The 13,165-nt window shown below is 61.0% G+C and carries 14 protein-coding genes; 6 read left to right on the forward strand and 8 right to left on the reverse strand.

What is annotated here, in order from left to right:
• Positions 1-9: 9 nt before the first annotated feature.
• Positions 10-201, reverse strand: a complete 192-nt coding sequence (locus P0D77_RS12270) for a hypothetical protein (RefSeq protein ID WP_277553363.1) — start codon at positions 199-201, stop codon at positions 10-12.
• 9 nt (positions 202-210) lie between these two features.
• On the reverse strand, positions 211-1,398 hold the full coding sequence (locus P0D77_RS12275) for a LeuA family protein (protein WP_277555799.1): 1,188 nt from the start codon (positions 1,396-1,398) through the stop codon (positions 211-213).
• 338 nt (positions 1,399-1,736) lie between these two features.
• Here P0D77_RS12275 and P0D77_RS12280 point away from each other — a divergent pair, with 338 nt between their 5' ends.
• A complete protein-coding gene (locus P0D77_RS12280; protein ID WP_277553364.1) occupies positions 1,737-2,027 on the forward strand; it encodes a DUF5779 family protein in 291 nt (96 codons plus the stop codon).
• Positions 2,028-2,053: 26 nt separating this feature from the next.
• Here P0D77_RS12280 and P0D77_RS12285 read toward each other — a convergent pair whose 3' ends face one another.
• The 3 genes from P0D77_RS12285 to P0D77_RS12295 form a co-directional block, all read right to left on the reverse strand.
• Positions 2,054-2,422, reverse strand: a complete 369-nt coding sequence (locus P0D77_RS12285; protein ID WP_277553365.1) for a cupin domain-containing protein — start codon at positions 2,420-2,422, stop codon at positions 2,054-2,056.
• 81 nt (positions 2,423-2,503) lie between these two features.
• Positions 2,504-3,052 (reverse strand): cupin domain-containing protein, encoded by a 549-nt coding sequence (locus P0D77_RS12290; RefSeq protein ID WP_277553366.1) that lies wholly within the window; start codon positions 3,050-3,052, stop codon positions 2,504-2,506.
• Between the two features lie 47 nt (positions 3,053-3,099).
• Positions 3,100-3,855 (reverse strand): VOC family protein, encoded by a 756-nt coding sequence (locus P0D77_RS12295; RefSeq protein WP_277553367.1) that lies wholly within the window; start codon positions 3,853-3,855, stop codon positions 3,100-3,102.
• A 57-nt stretch (positions 3,856-3,912) separates the two neighbouring features.
• On the opposite strand from P0D77_RS12295, the gene P0D77_RS12300 reads away from it, so the two are divergent.
• Together P0D77_RS12300 and P0D77_RS12305 are read left to right on the forward strand one after the other, a co-directional pair.
• On the forward strand, positions 3,913-4,593 hold the full coding sequence (locus tag P0D77_RS12300; RefSeq protein ID WP_432764805.1) for a hypothetical protein: 681 nt from the start codon (positions 3,913-3,915) through the stop codon (positions 4,591-4,593).
• 10 nt (positions 4,594-4,603) lie between these two features.
• Positions 4,604-5,119 (forward strand): JAB/MPN domain protein-containing protein, encoded by a 516-nt coding sequence (locus P0D77_RS12305; RefSeq protein WP_277553368.1) that lies wholly within the window; start codon positions 4,604-4,606, stop codon positions 5,117-5,119.
• 52 nt (positions 5,120-5,171) lie between these two features.
• Here P0D77_RS12305 and P0D77_RS12310 read toward each other — a convergent pair whose 3' ends face one another.
• Positions 5,172-5,381: a ribbon-helix-helix domain-containing protein gene (locus P0D77_RS12310; protein ID WP_277553369.1), complete on the reverse strand. Its 210-nt coding sequence runs from the start codon at positions 5,379-5,381 to the stop codon at positions 5,172-5,174.
• 104 nt (positions 5,382-5,485) lie between these two features.
• Between P0D77_RS12310 and P0D77_RS12315 the strand changes: the two genes are divergently transcribed.
• Positions 5,486-5,812, forward strand: a complete 327-nt coding sequence (locus tag P0D77_RS12315) for a hypothetical protein (RefSeq protein WP_277553370.1) — start codon at positions 5,486-5,488, stop codon at positions 5,810-5,812.
• Between the two features lie 698 nt (positions 5,813-6,510).
• Here the strand turns inward: P0D77_RS12315 and aglJ are convergent.
• Positions 6,511-7,512 carry an S-layer glycoprotein N-glycosyltransferase AglJ gene (gene aglJ, locus P0D77_RS12320; RefSeq protein WP_277553371.1) on the reverse strand — a complete coding sequence of 334 codons (1,002 nt, stop codon included), beginning with the start codon at positions 7,510-7,512 and terminating at the stop codon, positions 6,511-6,513.
• A gap of 160 nt (positions 7,513-7,672) precedes the next feature.
• Here aglJ and P0D77_RS12325 point away from each other — a divergent pair, with 160 nt between their 5' ends.
• Positions 7,673-8,548 carry a glycosyltransferase family 2 protein gene (locus P0D77_RS12325; protein ID WP_277553372.1) on the forward strand — a complete coding sequence of 292 codons (876 nt, stop codon included), beginning with the start codon at positions 7,673-7,675 and terminating at the stop codon, positions 8,546-8,548.
• A gap of 163 nt (positions 8,549-8,711) precedes the next feature.
• Here P0D77_RS12325 and aglG read toward each other — a convergent pair whose 3' ends face one another.
• Positions 8,712-9,650 carry a glucosyl-dolichyl phosphate glucuronosyltransferase gene (gene aglG, locus P0D77_RS12330; protein ID WP_277553373.1) on the reverse strand — a complete coding sequence of 313 codons (939 nt, stop codon included), beginning with the start codon at positions 9,648-9,650 and terminating at the stop codon, positions 8,712-8,714.
• Positions 9,651-9,755: 105 nt separating this feature from the next.
• Here aglG and P0D77_RS12335 point away from each other — a divergent pair, with 105 nt between their 5' ends.
• Complete coding sequence (locus tag P0D77_RS12335; RefSeq protein ID WP_277553374.1) at positions 9,756-13,127, forward strand: oligosaccharyl transferase, archaeosortase A system-associated; 3,372 nt, start codon at positions 9,756-9,758, stop codon at positions 13,125-13,127.
• Positions 13,128-13,165 lie beyond the last annotated feature (38 nt).

Here is a 13,165-nt window from a genome sequence, read left to right on the forward strand (position 1 = left end):
TGGGGGCGGTTACGCCCCTACGATACCCACGACCCCGGCGAGAAGGGCGACGACACGGTCGCTGGTCGCCGAGCGGACGGCGTCCATCGTGACTCGCGTCGTCATCTCGCTGATGCGTATCGGGTCGACGGCTATAACCCTGGCGTGGGTGGCAACGATTGCACCCCGCCGTAGCCCGTCGCCGGTCGTGTTCGCGGACATCTGCGCCGATTAGAGTTTGGCCTCTCGTTGTGGCGGTTCGTCCTCGTGGTCGTCGTCCATTCGGGCGACGCCCTCCTCCTGGGCGAATCGCTTCACGTCGGACATCGTCACGCGACCCTCCGCACCCGCGTCCTTCACCCGCCGGGTGACGGTGCGAACCTGCGACTCGGTGGGGTCGAACCCCGCGTCGGTGAGGCGCTGGCGGACGGAGTGGGTGCCGGTGTGTTTGCCCATAACTAACTCGCGGGTCGCACCGACCATCTCCGGCGTCATCACGCCGGGTTCGAACGTGTCACTGTTCTCAATGACACCGGCGGCGTGGATGCCGGACTCGTGGCTGAAGGCGTTGCGCCCGACCACGGGCTTGTTCGGCGGCACCGCGATGTCGCTGGCCTGCTCGACCATCCGCGAGACCTCGGTGATCCGCGTCGTGTCGATGCCGGTGTCGGCGTTGTACAGCGACTCGGCGGCCATCACGACCTCCTCTAAGGCGGCGTTGCCCGCGCGTTCGCCGATGCCGTTGACCGACACCTGCATCTGGTGTGCGCCCGCCTCGATACCGGCCAGCGCGTTGGCCCCGGCCAGCCCGAAGTCGTCGTGCGTGTGCACGTCGATTCGGGCGTCGGTGTGGGCCGCGACGACTTCGATGAGGTCGCCGAAGCGGCGCGGCGTCGCGACGCCGCAGGTGTCGGGGATGTTGATCCAGTCGACACCGACCTCGCTGACGGCCTCGATGACCTCGACGAGGAACGACTCCTGCGTTCGGGTGGCGTCCATCGGCGAGAACATAACCTCCGCGCCGGACTCTTTGGCCATCTCCACCGCCTCGACGGCACGCTGTTTCACTTCCTCGCGGGTGGCGTGCATCGAGTCTTCGATCTGGACGTCGCTGGTCGACACGAACGTGTGGATCATCCCGACGCCGCTGTCGATGGCGGCCTGGATGTCTTTCTCGACCACGCGGGCGAGGCCGCAGACGGTCGTGTCGGTCGACTCCGCGATGTCTTTGACGGCCTCGAACTCCGCGTCGGAGTTGACCGGGAAGCCCGCCTCGATGACGGACACGCCCAACTCGTCGAGGGCCGCGGCTATCTCTCGTTTCTCCTCGTAGCTGAACGACGTACGTGGCGACTGCTCTCCGTCACGCAGCGTCGTGTCGAATATTCGGACAGAATCGAACTCGTCAGTTGCACTCAGTGTGCCCTGGAAGAACTCGTTCCGCCGGACTGGTTACCGACGAGTCCTGGTGATGGGACATCAACAGGTGCGAGGACGGAACTGATTGTAAAGCGTTGTGGTCGGACAGGTCGTGATCCGTGTGCCCATTTATCACGAACGTCAGATCAGTTCCAAAATCGCACGACAGCGACGGGTAGGTATGGGCTCGAAGAATCATTACGACCTTATACACATTGTATTGACGAACGGTCGCTCCGTGGCGATGGGTGGGGGAACGACAGCCCACCTGGCGGACGTCTGACGCCCGCCCGACGCCCGTCCGAACGCTTTTGAGAGGACGTCCCGTGCCCCGGAGTATGAGTGACTTCGGGCTCGACCTCCGCGACGCCGAGGAGATGATGGAGTCGGAGGGAACGGTGGGGGACGTCGTCTTGGGGGTCTTAGACGGAGAGACGGAGCCCGAACACTGGATCCGAAACATCGAATACGGGAACGTCCTCGTGCTTGCCGTCGAGGGCGACATCAACGAACGCGCCAGCGGCTTCGCCCGCGAGGTGAAAGATATGGGCGGAGAACTCACGCACTTCCGCGGGTTCCTCATCGTCTCGCCGCCGAACGTCTCCGTCGACACCGACCTGCTCGGCTGAGCGATCGAGGACGCGACCGCCGTCAGTCAGGCGGTTCCCAGCGCGAGGAACCGACACGGTTCGTCGCCGGCGACGACCGGCCGCGCGGGCGGTTCCGGCGGCACGAGTACGACCTCGTTCGGTCTAACCCGTAGCGTCTCGTCTCCCGTCTCGATGCGGAGTTCCCCCGAGAGCACGAGCAACAGGTCCTCTACCTCTAACCCACGGTGCGTCGCGGGTGCGACTGCGTCGCCGGGGTCGACGCTGCGGACGTCGAACGGCGTGGTCTCGTCGTCTCCGTCGGTGAGTCGCTGGATCGCCTCGGGTTCAGGTCCGCCGTCCCAGCCGTCGACAGAGACGTGCCGATACGATCGCGTCGCTCCACTTCCTTCGATGCCATCCCCCTGGTCGGACATAGCGGCCGTAGCGGATACGCAGGCATAAACTACGCTGCAAACGGGTTGTCACCTCCGAGACGCGGTAGGAGGGCCGAGTAGCTACCCTGAGAACCGTCCCACGTCCGCGCCACACACCGCGCACTCCAACACGTACTCTTCGACGTCCGGCGAGTCGCCGGTGCCGAGTTCCTCGATCCGGTACGTCCGATCGGTCGCTTCGCCGCACTCGGGACAGTGCTCGCTGATCACTGCGCTGTCCGACTCTTTCGGTGCGCCGACCGCGAGGAACCGACACGGCGTGTCGCCGACGGCGACGGCGCGATTCGGCGCGCCCGCGGGGACGAAGAACGCCTCCTGTGACCTGACGCGATACGTCCCGTCGGGCGTCTCCACCTCCAGTTCGCCGTCGACGACGAAGAACAGTTCCTCGTGGTCCGGGTGGCGGTGATACCCCCACGGCACCTGCTCGCCGGGGTCCGCCTCGTAGTAGTTGCACCCGAACAGGGAGACGCCGAGTTCCTCGTCGAGTTCGCGCTTCACCCGCGTCGGGTTCGGCGTGTTCGCCACATCGTCGACGGCGACCCGTCGGTAGCCGTACTCGTCGTCGGCATCTCGCTCCCCACTCCCCAGGCAGTCTCGATCACGCATACGCGGACGTCTCTCACTGCGACGGAAAGCGGTTCTGTCCGGCCGCGTCACTCCGTTGGCAACAACACGAGGTGGTGCCCGTCGGGGTCGTACACCTCGACGGACCCGTCGGGCATCTCGCGGGGCGTCACCGACGGCATGTCGCCGAACGCGTGGTCCGCGACGGCCGCCGGTTCTTGGACGCGGAACGCGACGTCGACGTGGACGCCGCCGCGGGCGTCGGCGAGGCCGAGTTGTGGCTCCCACAGTTCTACGTCGAACTGACGGTCGGCACCGACGGGTCCCCGCATTCGGATGCGCCGGCGCTCGTCGCCCCGGTCGACGGCGGAGAAGCCCATCGCAGACCAGCAGTCGCTGGCGAGGTCGACGTTCGCCACCTCGAACACCACTTCGAAGATGCCGACGAGGCCCTGGCCGTCGGTCGCGGTGCCGCCGATCTCCGGGGCGTGGCCGTCGTCGTCCTCCAGGTACAGTGAGCGGAACGACCCAAAGTCTATCTCGGGAGCGTCCGGAAATCGAGCCCGCCACGCGGGATACTCGTGGTCGGTGGTCTCGAACGCGAAGTGGGTGTGCAGGCCGCCGCGGGGGACCGACGTCGGTCGACGCAGAATCAACTCCGTGCCGCCGACGTCGAAGGTACACTCCGTGTCGGTCCGCCGCGTCGGGACGAGGCCGAACGTGTCGGCGTACCACGCAGCGGCGCGACCCAAGTCCGTCACCTCCAGTGCGAGCGACGCGAGCGCCGGAGTCGACGCGTCCGAAGCGGTCGACGACTCCGACGCCGGATCGGTGTCCGAGGCCATCACGGTACCCGATCCGACGGCACCCCACTTAAGCCCGCGGCGCTCTTCCCCTCGGGTATGCCGATGAAAGCCTCCGGCGACGCCGACCTCGCCGTCATCGACGAGTTCGACGGCGGTGTCGGGTGGATCGCGTATCCCGACGAGACGATGGAACGCGCGAGTCACGCCCTCTCCGTCGACGGGGAGGTGTGGGTACTCGACCCGGTCGACGCGCCCGGTGTCGACGACCTCCTCGCAGACATAGAGGGCGACATCGCTGGCGTCGTCGTCTGTCTAGACCGCCACAAGCGCGACGCGGCGGCGATCGCGACCCGCCACGACGTGCCGGTGTACGTCCCCGACTGGATGACGGGCGTCGCGGCGAAACTCGACGCGCCGGTCGAGCGGTTCGGTCGAGAACTGGGCGGGATGCGAGCGATCACAGTCCGTGACTCGTCGATCCCGCCGTGGCAAGAGGTCGCACTGTACGACGAAGACGGCGGCACGCTGTACGTCCCGGAGGCGGTCGGCGCGTCAGAATATATGCGAACGAAGGGTGAGACGCTCGGCGTCCACCCGATGCTGCGACTCACGCCGCCGCGACGAGCGCTCTCCGGTCTCTCGCCCGAACGCGTGCTGTGCGGACACGGCGAGGGCGTCCTCACCGACGGACAGCGAGCGCTCGAAACTGCGCTGTCGGACGCCCGCAGCAACGCACCCGGCCTATACGCCAAGACGCTGACGATGTTCCTGGGGTGAGGGCATCGGCGTGAACAGAGACGGGCGCGACTGCGGAAGCAAGACGGACAACGGCGAGTGGGGTGACCCACCGGGAGCGACAGCGACCGACGGCGACGGTCGCGCGACGACGGTCCACATCACGACGGACCTGCTGTCGCTGTTGCTCGAACGCGCGGAAGATGCCGATCCGACCGCCGAGAACGTCGTCCTCGACGTGACGGCAGCGGGCGATTTGGTCGGTGCACCACCAGATCTGCCTCCCGAGACGCCGGTGTTGACCCACTTCTACTTCCCGAGCGCTGGGGGGTCGGTGTCGGCGGTGTTCGGGATGGATCTGGGGCGGCCCTCCGGTCGCGCACGGTTTCTCTCACACCCCGACGGCGACCGACGATTGACCGAAGAGGACGACCTCGCGGCGACCGTCCTCGTCGCGATTCCGCCGTACGGGCACGAGGACGTGGTCGCGTACGACCGTCGAGGCCGACGGCGCGAGTTGGTCCGCGTCGACGCCGCACCGCCGGAAGAGCGAGTCGACGACGCCTGACCGGTCGCTGCTTCCCGTCGGAGCGCCCGCGGACCACGACTTCGCAAGGTCCCTACTCCAAGTAGCCCAAGTCGCGGAGTTGGTCTGTTATCTCCTCGAACTCGGCCTCCGAGAGCGACCCGCGCTTCTGATGCTGGATGACGATGCTGCGCAGGAGGAACCGAACCAGGTCCGACGTCGAGGAGAAACTCGTCCCCTCAATGGTGTCTTCGACGCGCTCTGCGAGGTCTTTCGGGATGGAGACGGTGGTGTAGTCAGTCACACACGGCAGGACGGGCGGACGGCCGATAAGGCCGACGGAGGCGTCCGTCGGCGTGCGAGTCGATTCCCCGACGGTTTTAGTCCCCCGAGCGACAACACGTCTCTATGGCTGCGCGACCGCCGACGGGGGGTGGGTCTGACCCCGACGCTATCGAGTTCGGGATCGCTGTACTCGGCGAACGACTCGACCGCGCGGGGGTCCGATTCCCGGCGACGACGACAGAGTTGATCGAGTCGATGGACGACACTGAGGTCGCCTACGACGCCTCGGGCAACACGCTCGACGTCGCCGCGGAGCTTCGAGACCTCCCCGTAGAGCACTTCGATACCAAACGGGACGTACTTAATCGCCTCCATCCGATCTTCGAGGAACGACGCCGCAGCGGTGCGGGGTCACTGCTCGGGCGCGTTCGCACACTGTTACCGTTTTAATCACGTCACGAGCGAGCACTTCCTGACTACGTTGGAAGCAGTGGAGGGGCGACCTCGACGTTCCAACCCAACGTACCCACTCCGATCGACGCTGTCAGCGTGCGAATGGACCGCTATCGAGGGCCGAGGATCCGTAAATGGCTTCTCACATCTAGAGTTTTCCTCCGGAAGAGAAGAGAACCAGCGTAGCATCGCCCAGTGTGATCCAGTATCGAGTCGTCCCGTAGCGTCGAACCCCTGCGAATGCCACAAAGAGAGCCCGCCATACCAAACGGAATTCGAAGGGGATGTTCACACACGGTTGCCGTCTGCGTGTTTTGCTCAACAACCCGAATTTGATTGGGTAGTGCATCAGCTCGAATAGTACTCATAACACTCCTATCCCGCGAATTCGGCTTCAAGACGGCTACTCGCGTTCGTCCACGACTGCAGAAGCATCCGCAAGGATCGTTCCACACTCGAATTCACAGCCGTTCAAACACCAATTTCCGGGAGTGTGAACCGATTGTGAACCGCCTGTGTCCCTACTAGCGCCCCCCTCGGCGCAGCTCATCGCCGTTCGAGTGAGAATCAGACTGTGGAACACTCCCGCTTCCACCAGCACCAGCTACCCCCTGATGGGGCTGTCGAGAGTGTGGAAAAACGCTTGATGGTTAACTTAGCTCACAATAGAGCGGGTTCGCTTCCTCAGCAAGATGTCATCGTTCTGGCTCTGGGGGATCTGCACGCTGCTCGCCGTCTTCGCTGGAAGGTGCCGCATCGACAGCAGCATCTCCCTGCGGGCTTGTTGCACGCTCTACGCGTCGGACGCGATCGAGAGTCTCCTGGTGGAGTGTAACAACGAGGTCAGAGAGAACGCCGAAGATGAGTAACTGTACCCCAAGAATGATCCCAACACCAGCAACGATCGCAAGGACGTTGTGTGAAATCCCATTCACAAACCAGTCGTATGCAACGTAGGAGGCAATGAGCATCCCTGCAATACCGGCAACACCGCCAGCGCTCCCGAAGTAAAACAGCGGGTTCGATGTCTTTGCCTGCCGATAAATTGCCATCAGGATGATGCCACCATCTTTCACCGGATGGAGATTTGTATCGGACCCATCTGGACGTGGCAAGTACGTGATTGGGACGACAGTCGTGCGGACGCCGTGCCGCGCACACTCGACAGCCATCTCAGTCTCGATACCGAACCCATCAGCCGTGAGACGGAGTCGCCCGAAGGAGTCACGTGTGAAAGCGCGGTAACCAGAGAGAATGTCGCCGTAGTCTTCGTGGTGAACAAGCGAGAACAAACTGTTAAAGATAGTATTGCCAACGCTGTTCAGGCTCGTCATCGCGTCATCATGCATATTGGCAAACCGGTCGCCAATAACGTGTTCAGCGGTCCCCTCACGGAGCGGGGTGAGCATCGCGTCAGCATCGGCTGCCTCATATGTACCGTCTGCGTCTGCCATTAGAACATATTCTGCATCAACGTACTTACGAACGGCCTCACGAATGGCTTGTCCTTTTCCAGTGCCGGATTGAATCTCAACACGTGCGCCGGCATCACGAGCCAAGGCACGAGTGTCGTCTGTTGACCCACCGTCAATGACAAGAATATCTTCGTAGCCGTGAGATCGAAAGTCGGTGACGACGTCCGCAACGGTAGCGGCTTCGTCGTACGTGGGGAGGAGGACGCAGACGTCGTCAGTCATAATTAATTGGTGGAGGTGGTGGTGAGTTATTGGTTTCGGGAGCGCGACGAAAACGACTCATCTCAAACAATGACCAACTTAGAGATATTCATAGGTGTCCCCTCATTACAAAGTCGGCGTGTTTTATATTGAGTTGAATATCTACTCACACACAGGTTCAATGGCCCTCGACACCGTTTCTGTCTCAATTATTGTTCCAGTATATAATGATGCTACAGGGATAGCACAAACTATCGAGTCTTTGCTGAAATTGAATCACACCCCTGCAGAAATCCTAATCATCGACAACAACTCCACGGACAACACTCGAGATGTGATTCGCCAGAGTGCTGGAAACCACGACCACATCCAACTGCTTGTTGAAGATCAAGTACAGGGATCCTATGCAGCTCGAAATAGAGGAATAGAGTACGCAACGGGCGATGTCCTCGTCTTTCTGGATGCTGACGAGACTGTAACTAGTGACTGGCTGGGCGCTGCCGTCAGAGCATTAATTGATCAAGATGTCGACTACCTCGGCTGTAATGTGGAGCTCACGCTCGGCCAACACACGTACGTTGGAAAGTATAACGTTCGGACTGGCTTCCCGATCAAAGAATACATACAGAAACAACATTATGCACCAACTTGTGCTCTCCTTGTTCGAAAACAGGTATTTAATCAGATAGGCTCATTCGATAGCCGACTTATTTCAGGCGGTGATAAAGAATTTGGCGAGCGTGCCTATGAGGCGGGCTATAAGCAAGGGTATACCGATAGTGCAACCGTCTATCATCCTGCACGCACTCAATTCAAATCGCTTGCAAAAAAGAACATCCGTGTGGGTCGGGGATTTTGCCAATTACAGCGTCACTATCCTGAACGGTACGGAAATCCGGGAATCCCACCACGCCCTGAAGGCCCCACTACCAGCAGCGGTAACGGTAAAGAACCAACGTCGACGCAAGTTGTGTTCTTCGTTCTATCTATTGTTATGCTTGCCTTCCGTGGTTTTGGCTATTATTATGAGTTCATCTCCAGTCGAAAGACGGATTGAACGTCTGATTTTAGCTGCTTTGAGGTCTAAAAACCTTGCTCAGTGAGTACAAAATAAGGCGCGAGCAGAGAAGAGACACAGCGTCGAACGGCACTTTTACCCTTTTACACTCACGGGCCACAGGCCACGCAGTCACAATTGTTCCGCAGGGAACTGCGGCAATTTACGAATTAGCTTTTTCGACCACACCCGGAGTCAGAGTTGCATATAGATAGCCAAGCCCAACGACCGCGGTGAATACAAAGATCGTGAGCAACTGCTTGACTCCCGCAATTGACGGTGAACGAATCAATGCTGAAAGTCGTTTGGGTACGAAATGCATCATTAGTTGGTTGAGATATGCGCTCTTGTTATCTGGCGCATTTGGATACAAGAGGTCCATTACCCGCTTCGAATACCCCTGCCAGAACGATCGAAAGACCAGCCAAGTGAACTCACCCCGGTACTCGAACAACTTGTGGTGAACAATAGCACTCTCGGTGAATATCATCCCTTTCCCAAATGTGTTCAAAAGTCGAATCCCGACCGGGGCTTCGTGTGCTTGTAGGTGTTTGTCACCCTTACGCCCAGTGTTAGGGTCGTAACCGCCAACCTCGAGGAACTGCTCGCGGCGGTACGAAATATTCGAGCCGTAGGTATTACGCACCTCTTCACCGTCCTCAGCGAACCCCGGTTCGACGACCCCAACCAACCAATAGAATTCTTCCGGGAAGAAGTCAGGTTTGGCAACCTGCCAGTCAGGGCGGACGTCCCCACCGACAGCGATGGCGTCAGTAGACTCGTACACGTCGACGAGGTTCGCGACCCAATCTTCTTCAGCGACAGCGTCATCATCAATAAAGGCGACAATCTCGCCGCTAGCGAGCTCGGCGCCTTTTGTCCTACTGTAGGAGATGCCGCGGTTCTCGTCGTTGCAGTGAATGACTGTATTCGGTCGGTCGCTGAAATCCTCGCGGACTCGGTCGAACACCGCTTCGTTTCCGTCAACGACGAGGACGACCTCAACAGAGTCGTACGTCTGTGCGTACGCGCTCTCAACGGTCTCCGAAAACGCCTCATATCGGTCCATCGCGTACGTACACACGACGACAGAGACTTCCATTAGGTTGCTGTTGTTGGCAGGCCGCGTTAAAATTTGGTTATCGCGTCGCGCGCCGAGACGAGGGTTTCACAAGGCTTATCCTCGTTTTCCGAATTTACCGATGCAATGAGTCGCAGCGACAGTGACACGGCTCCGGATGGAGGATCGTCCCCAGCCTCCGTTTCGGGGTTAGACTACGACTTCTCGGGAAAGTCCGCCACGGACATCCTCCGAGACTTCTATCACGTCCCAGCCCTGCTCGCAGTGATTGCGGTGATGCTGTGGATTCGTCTCCAATCGTACAGTAACTTCATTCGAGACGGCGAGGTCTACTTCTCGGGCAACGACGCTTGGTACCACCTCCGTCAAGTTGAGTATACAGTTGCGAACTGGCCGTTCACGATGCCATATGACCCCTGGACGTACTACCCGTTCGGCACCAACGCTGCCCAGTTCGGTACGCTGTATGATCAGCTGGTCGCGACGGCGGCGTTAGTCGTCGGCCTCGGGTCACCCTCCGAGACGCTCGTGGCGCAGACGTTGCTCGTCGCGCCTGCAGTATTCGGCGCGCTTGTTGCTATCCCGACGTACCTCATTGGGAAGCGCCTCGGCGGCCGGCTCGGTGGCCTCTTCAGCGCCGTCATTCTGATGCTGCTTCCGGGAACGTTCCTCCGCCGAGGCCTCGTCGGTTTCGCAGATCACAACGTCGCAGAACCTCTATTCCAGGGTCTTGCAGTCGTTGCGTTGATGATCGCACTGGCGGTCGCTCAGCGTGACCGGCCTATCTGGGAACTCGCCCAAGCACGTGAGTGGGACGAACTCAAGCCGACTACAGCGTGGAGCGCACTAGCTGGCGTCGCGGTCTCGCTATACCTGTTCGTGTGGCCTCCGGGCGTCCTCCTCATTGGTATCTTTGGGGTCTATGTCATCTACCAGGTCGTGAGCGCCCACGCTGGTGAAACATCCTCCCCAGACCACGTGGCGTTTGTCGCTGCTGTCTCGATGGGAGTGACGACGCTGCTACTGCTACTTAACCTTGAGACGACTGGATTTAGCCCGACTGATTACGGGCTGCTGCAGCCATTTGCCTCGGCCAGTGTCGCCGTCGCTGCTATAGGATTAGCGTGGGGCGCCCGTATCCTGAACGCAGCAGATGACGAACGTCTCCGCGAGTTCGGCTTCCCCGGTGCGATTCTTGGGCTGTCGGTGGTCGGCGTCCTTGCGCTGTTGTTCGTTGACCTCTCGGTGTTTGTCACGATCCGGACGAACCTCCTGCGATTCGTCGGCTTCTCAGCGGGCGCGGAGACGCGAACCATCGGCGAGGCTCAGCCATTCCTTCAGTCTGGTTTAGTCCAGTATTACGGCGGCTTTGGCGTCGTACTTGCGGAGTACGGCTTTGCGTTCCTCACCGCAACTGCAGCGGCCGTGTGGCTCCTAGTAAAACCACTCTGGAAGCGCGGCACTACGGGTGACTACTACTACCTTGGCGGTTCAGCGGCGGTGTTGCTGTTAATCTTCGTCGGCGGCCCCGTGTTCAACAGCGTCGCGAGCGGCCTCGGATTCAGTCCGCAGGTGGCTGGCCTCGCACTGGTCGCCCTCCTCGTGTTCGGCGCAGTCGCGCGTATTCACTACGACGCCGAACACTTGTTCGTGTTCGTCTGGGCGGCGTTCATCACTGCCGCGGCGTTCACGCAGGTGCGCTTCAACTACTACCTCGCTGTCTCTGTGGCGGCGCTGAACGCGTACTTCCTGAAAGAAATCCTCGCAGTCATCGGCATCAACTTCGCGGAAGGACTCTCACTTCCGGACATCAAGACATACCAGTACATCGCCGTCGCGATGGCAGTGCTGGTCGTCTTGGGTCCGGTACTCGTCGTGCCGCTGTCGCTGGGTAACAGCGGCAGTCCCTCCATCGACCGCACGGGCACCGCCGTCGGCGTCGGCAACAATACCGGCCCTGGGTCGGTCACCATCTGGGATGAGAATCTCCAGTGGATGAATGAGAATACGCCCGCAGAGGGTAACCTCGAGGGTGCAGGTAACGCCGACGAGTTAGAGTACTACGGCACCTACGAGCGTCCTGCAGACAGTGACTACGATTACGCTGAGGGAACCTACGGCGTGATGTCGTGGTGGGACTACGGCCACTGGATCACGACGCGCGGCGAGCGCATCCCGCACGCTAACCCGTTCCAGCAGGGGGCGACTACGGCCGCGAACTTCCTGCTTGCACCGAGCGAAGAGCGTGCAGGTGAGGTCCTCGCTGGCATTGACGACGACGGCGAGGCCGAACAGATGCGATATGTGATGGTCGACTGGCAGATGGTCACCGTCGGCTCGAAGTTCGGCGCACCCGTCGTCTTCTACGACGACGAGAACGTCTCCGCGTCAGACTTCTATTCGCCAACGCTGCGCGCCCAGCAGACTGCACAGGGAACGCAGTACGGCGTGGCGTTCTACGACCGCGAACAGCGGTACTACGAGAGTATGATGGTTCGGCTGTACAAGCACCACGGGAGTCGGGCCGAACCGACGGTCAACACGCTGTTCGGTGAGCGTGTCGTCGTCTTCGACTACGACACCGTCTCCGCGAACGACGGAACGACGTACAAAGTGCTCCCACAAGGAGAGAACGCGACTGCCATTCGGACGTTCGCGAATATGAGCGCCGCTCAGCAGTTCGTCGAGGAAGACGGCACCGCACAAATCGGTGGTGTCGGGGCGTACCCGCGCGAGCCCGTGCCAGCGCTGGAACACTACCGCCTCGTGAGCACGACGAACACGTCGGCGTACGCTGCCGGCGATTACCAGCGGAGCGTCCTCCGTCAGTCGCAGTCGCTCGGCCTGCGTCCGTCGCTGCTCCAGCAGACGCAGCCGCAGTGGGTAAAAACGTTCGAGAAGGTGCCCGGTGCGACCATCGAAGGCTCGGGTGCAGACCCCAACGAAACGGTGACTGCGACGGTCCGCCTGCAGGTGCCGAACGGCGGCACCGGTGGCAACGCTTCGACGTTCACGTACACCCAAGAGACGACCGCTGGGCCTGACGGGAACTTCGAGTTCACCGTTCCGTACTCGACGGTTGGCTACGACGAGTACGGCCCTGAAAACGGCTACACCAACGTGAGTGTACGCGCCGTCGACGGCTACACCATCACCGGCGAGGTTCGCTCGAATGAGAGCGGCTACATCCTCCGCAACCAAGGGAACGTGAACGTGAGCGAGGGCCTCGTCAACGGCGATATGGATGGAAGCGCGTCGGTCGACCTCAGCGAGAGCGTCCTGCGTGTGCCCGAGGGTGCACAGAACGATTCTGCGTCGAACAACACGACCGAGAACACGAGTGCACTTCCCAGCGAGTTCGACTCGCTGAACGCGAACGGGCTTGACGCCGCCACCGCGACGGCGGCCGACTCACCTGACGCGGTCGGCGTTGACGACGGCCTCGCTGCCGAACCGTTTGAGATTCGCGCACCAACCAGCCGCAGTATCGCTCCGTAGATGAGTGACGCCGGAGACGACGAGGCGGGAACGCAACC

Source organism: Halobaculum limi, from assembly GCF_029490015.1.
GTDB lineage: Archaea > Halobacteriota > Halobacteria > Halobacteriales > Haloferacaceae > Halobaculum > Halobaculum limi.

What these genes read in the sequence shown, in the direction of transcription:
- P0D77_RS12270 (WP_277553363.1), bottom strand. Translation starts at nt 201, where the DNA reads ATGTCCGCGAACACGACCGGCGACGGGCTACGGCGGGGTGCAATCGTT.
- P0D77_RS12280 (WP_277553364.1), top strand. Translation starts at nt 1,737, where the DNA reads ATGAGTGACTTCGGGCTCGACCTCCGCGACGCCGAGGAGATGATGGAG.
- P0D77_RS12285 (WP_277553365.1), bottom strand. Translation starts at nt 2,422, where the DNA reads ATGTCCGACCAGGGGGATGGCATCGAAGGAAGTGGAGCGACGCGATCG.
- P0D77_RS12290 (WP_277553366.1), bottom strand. Translation starts at nt 3,052, where the DNA reads ATGCGTGATCGAGACTGCCTGGGGAGTGGGGAGCGAGATGCCGACGAC.
- P0D77_RS12295 (WP_277553367.1), bottom strand. Translation starts at nt 3,855, where the DNA reads ATGGCCTCGGACACCGATCCGGCGTCGGAGTCGTCGACCGCTTCGGAC.
- P0D77_RS12300 (WP_432764805.1), top strand. Translation starts at nt 3,913, where the DNA reads ATGCCGATGAAAGCCTCCGGCGACGCCGACCTCGCCGTCATCGACGAG.
- P0D77_RS12315 (WP_277553370.1), top strand. Translation starts at nt 5,486, where the DNA reads ATGGCTGCGCGACCGCCGACGGGGGGTGGGTCTGACCCCGACGCTATC.
- aglJ (WP_277553371.1), bottom strand. Translation starts at nt 7,512, where the DNA reads ATGACTGACGACGTCTGCGTCCTCCTCCCCACGTACGACGAAGCCGCT.
- P0D77_RS12325 (WP_277553372.1), top strand. Translation starts at nt 7,673, where the DNA reads ATGGCCCTCGACACCGTTTCTGTCTCAATTATTGTTCCAGTATATAAT.
- aglG (WP_277553373.1), bottom strand. Translation starts at nt 9,650, where the DNA reads ATGGAAGTCTCTGTCGTCGTGTGTACGTACGCGATGGACCGATATGAG.
- P0D77_RS12335 (WP_277553374.1), top strand. Translation starts at nt 9,756, where the DNA reads ATGAGTCGCAGCGACAGTGACACGGCTCCGGATGGAGGATCGTCCCCA.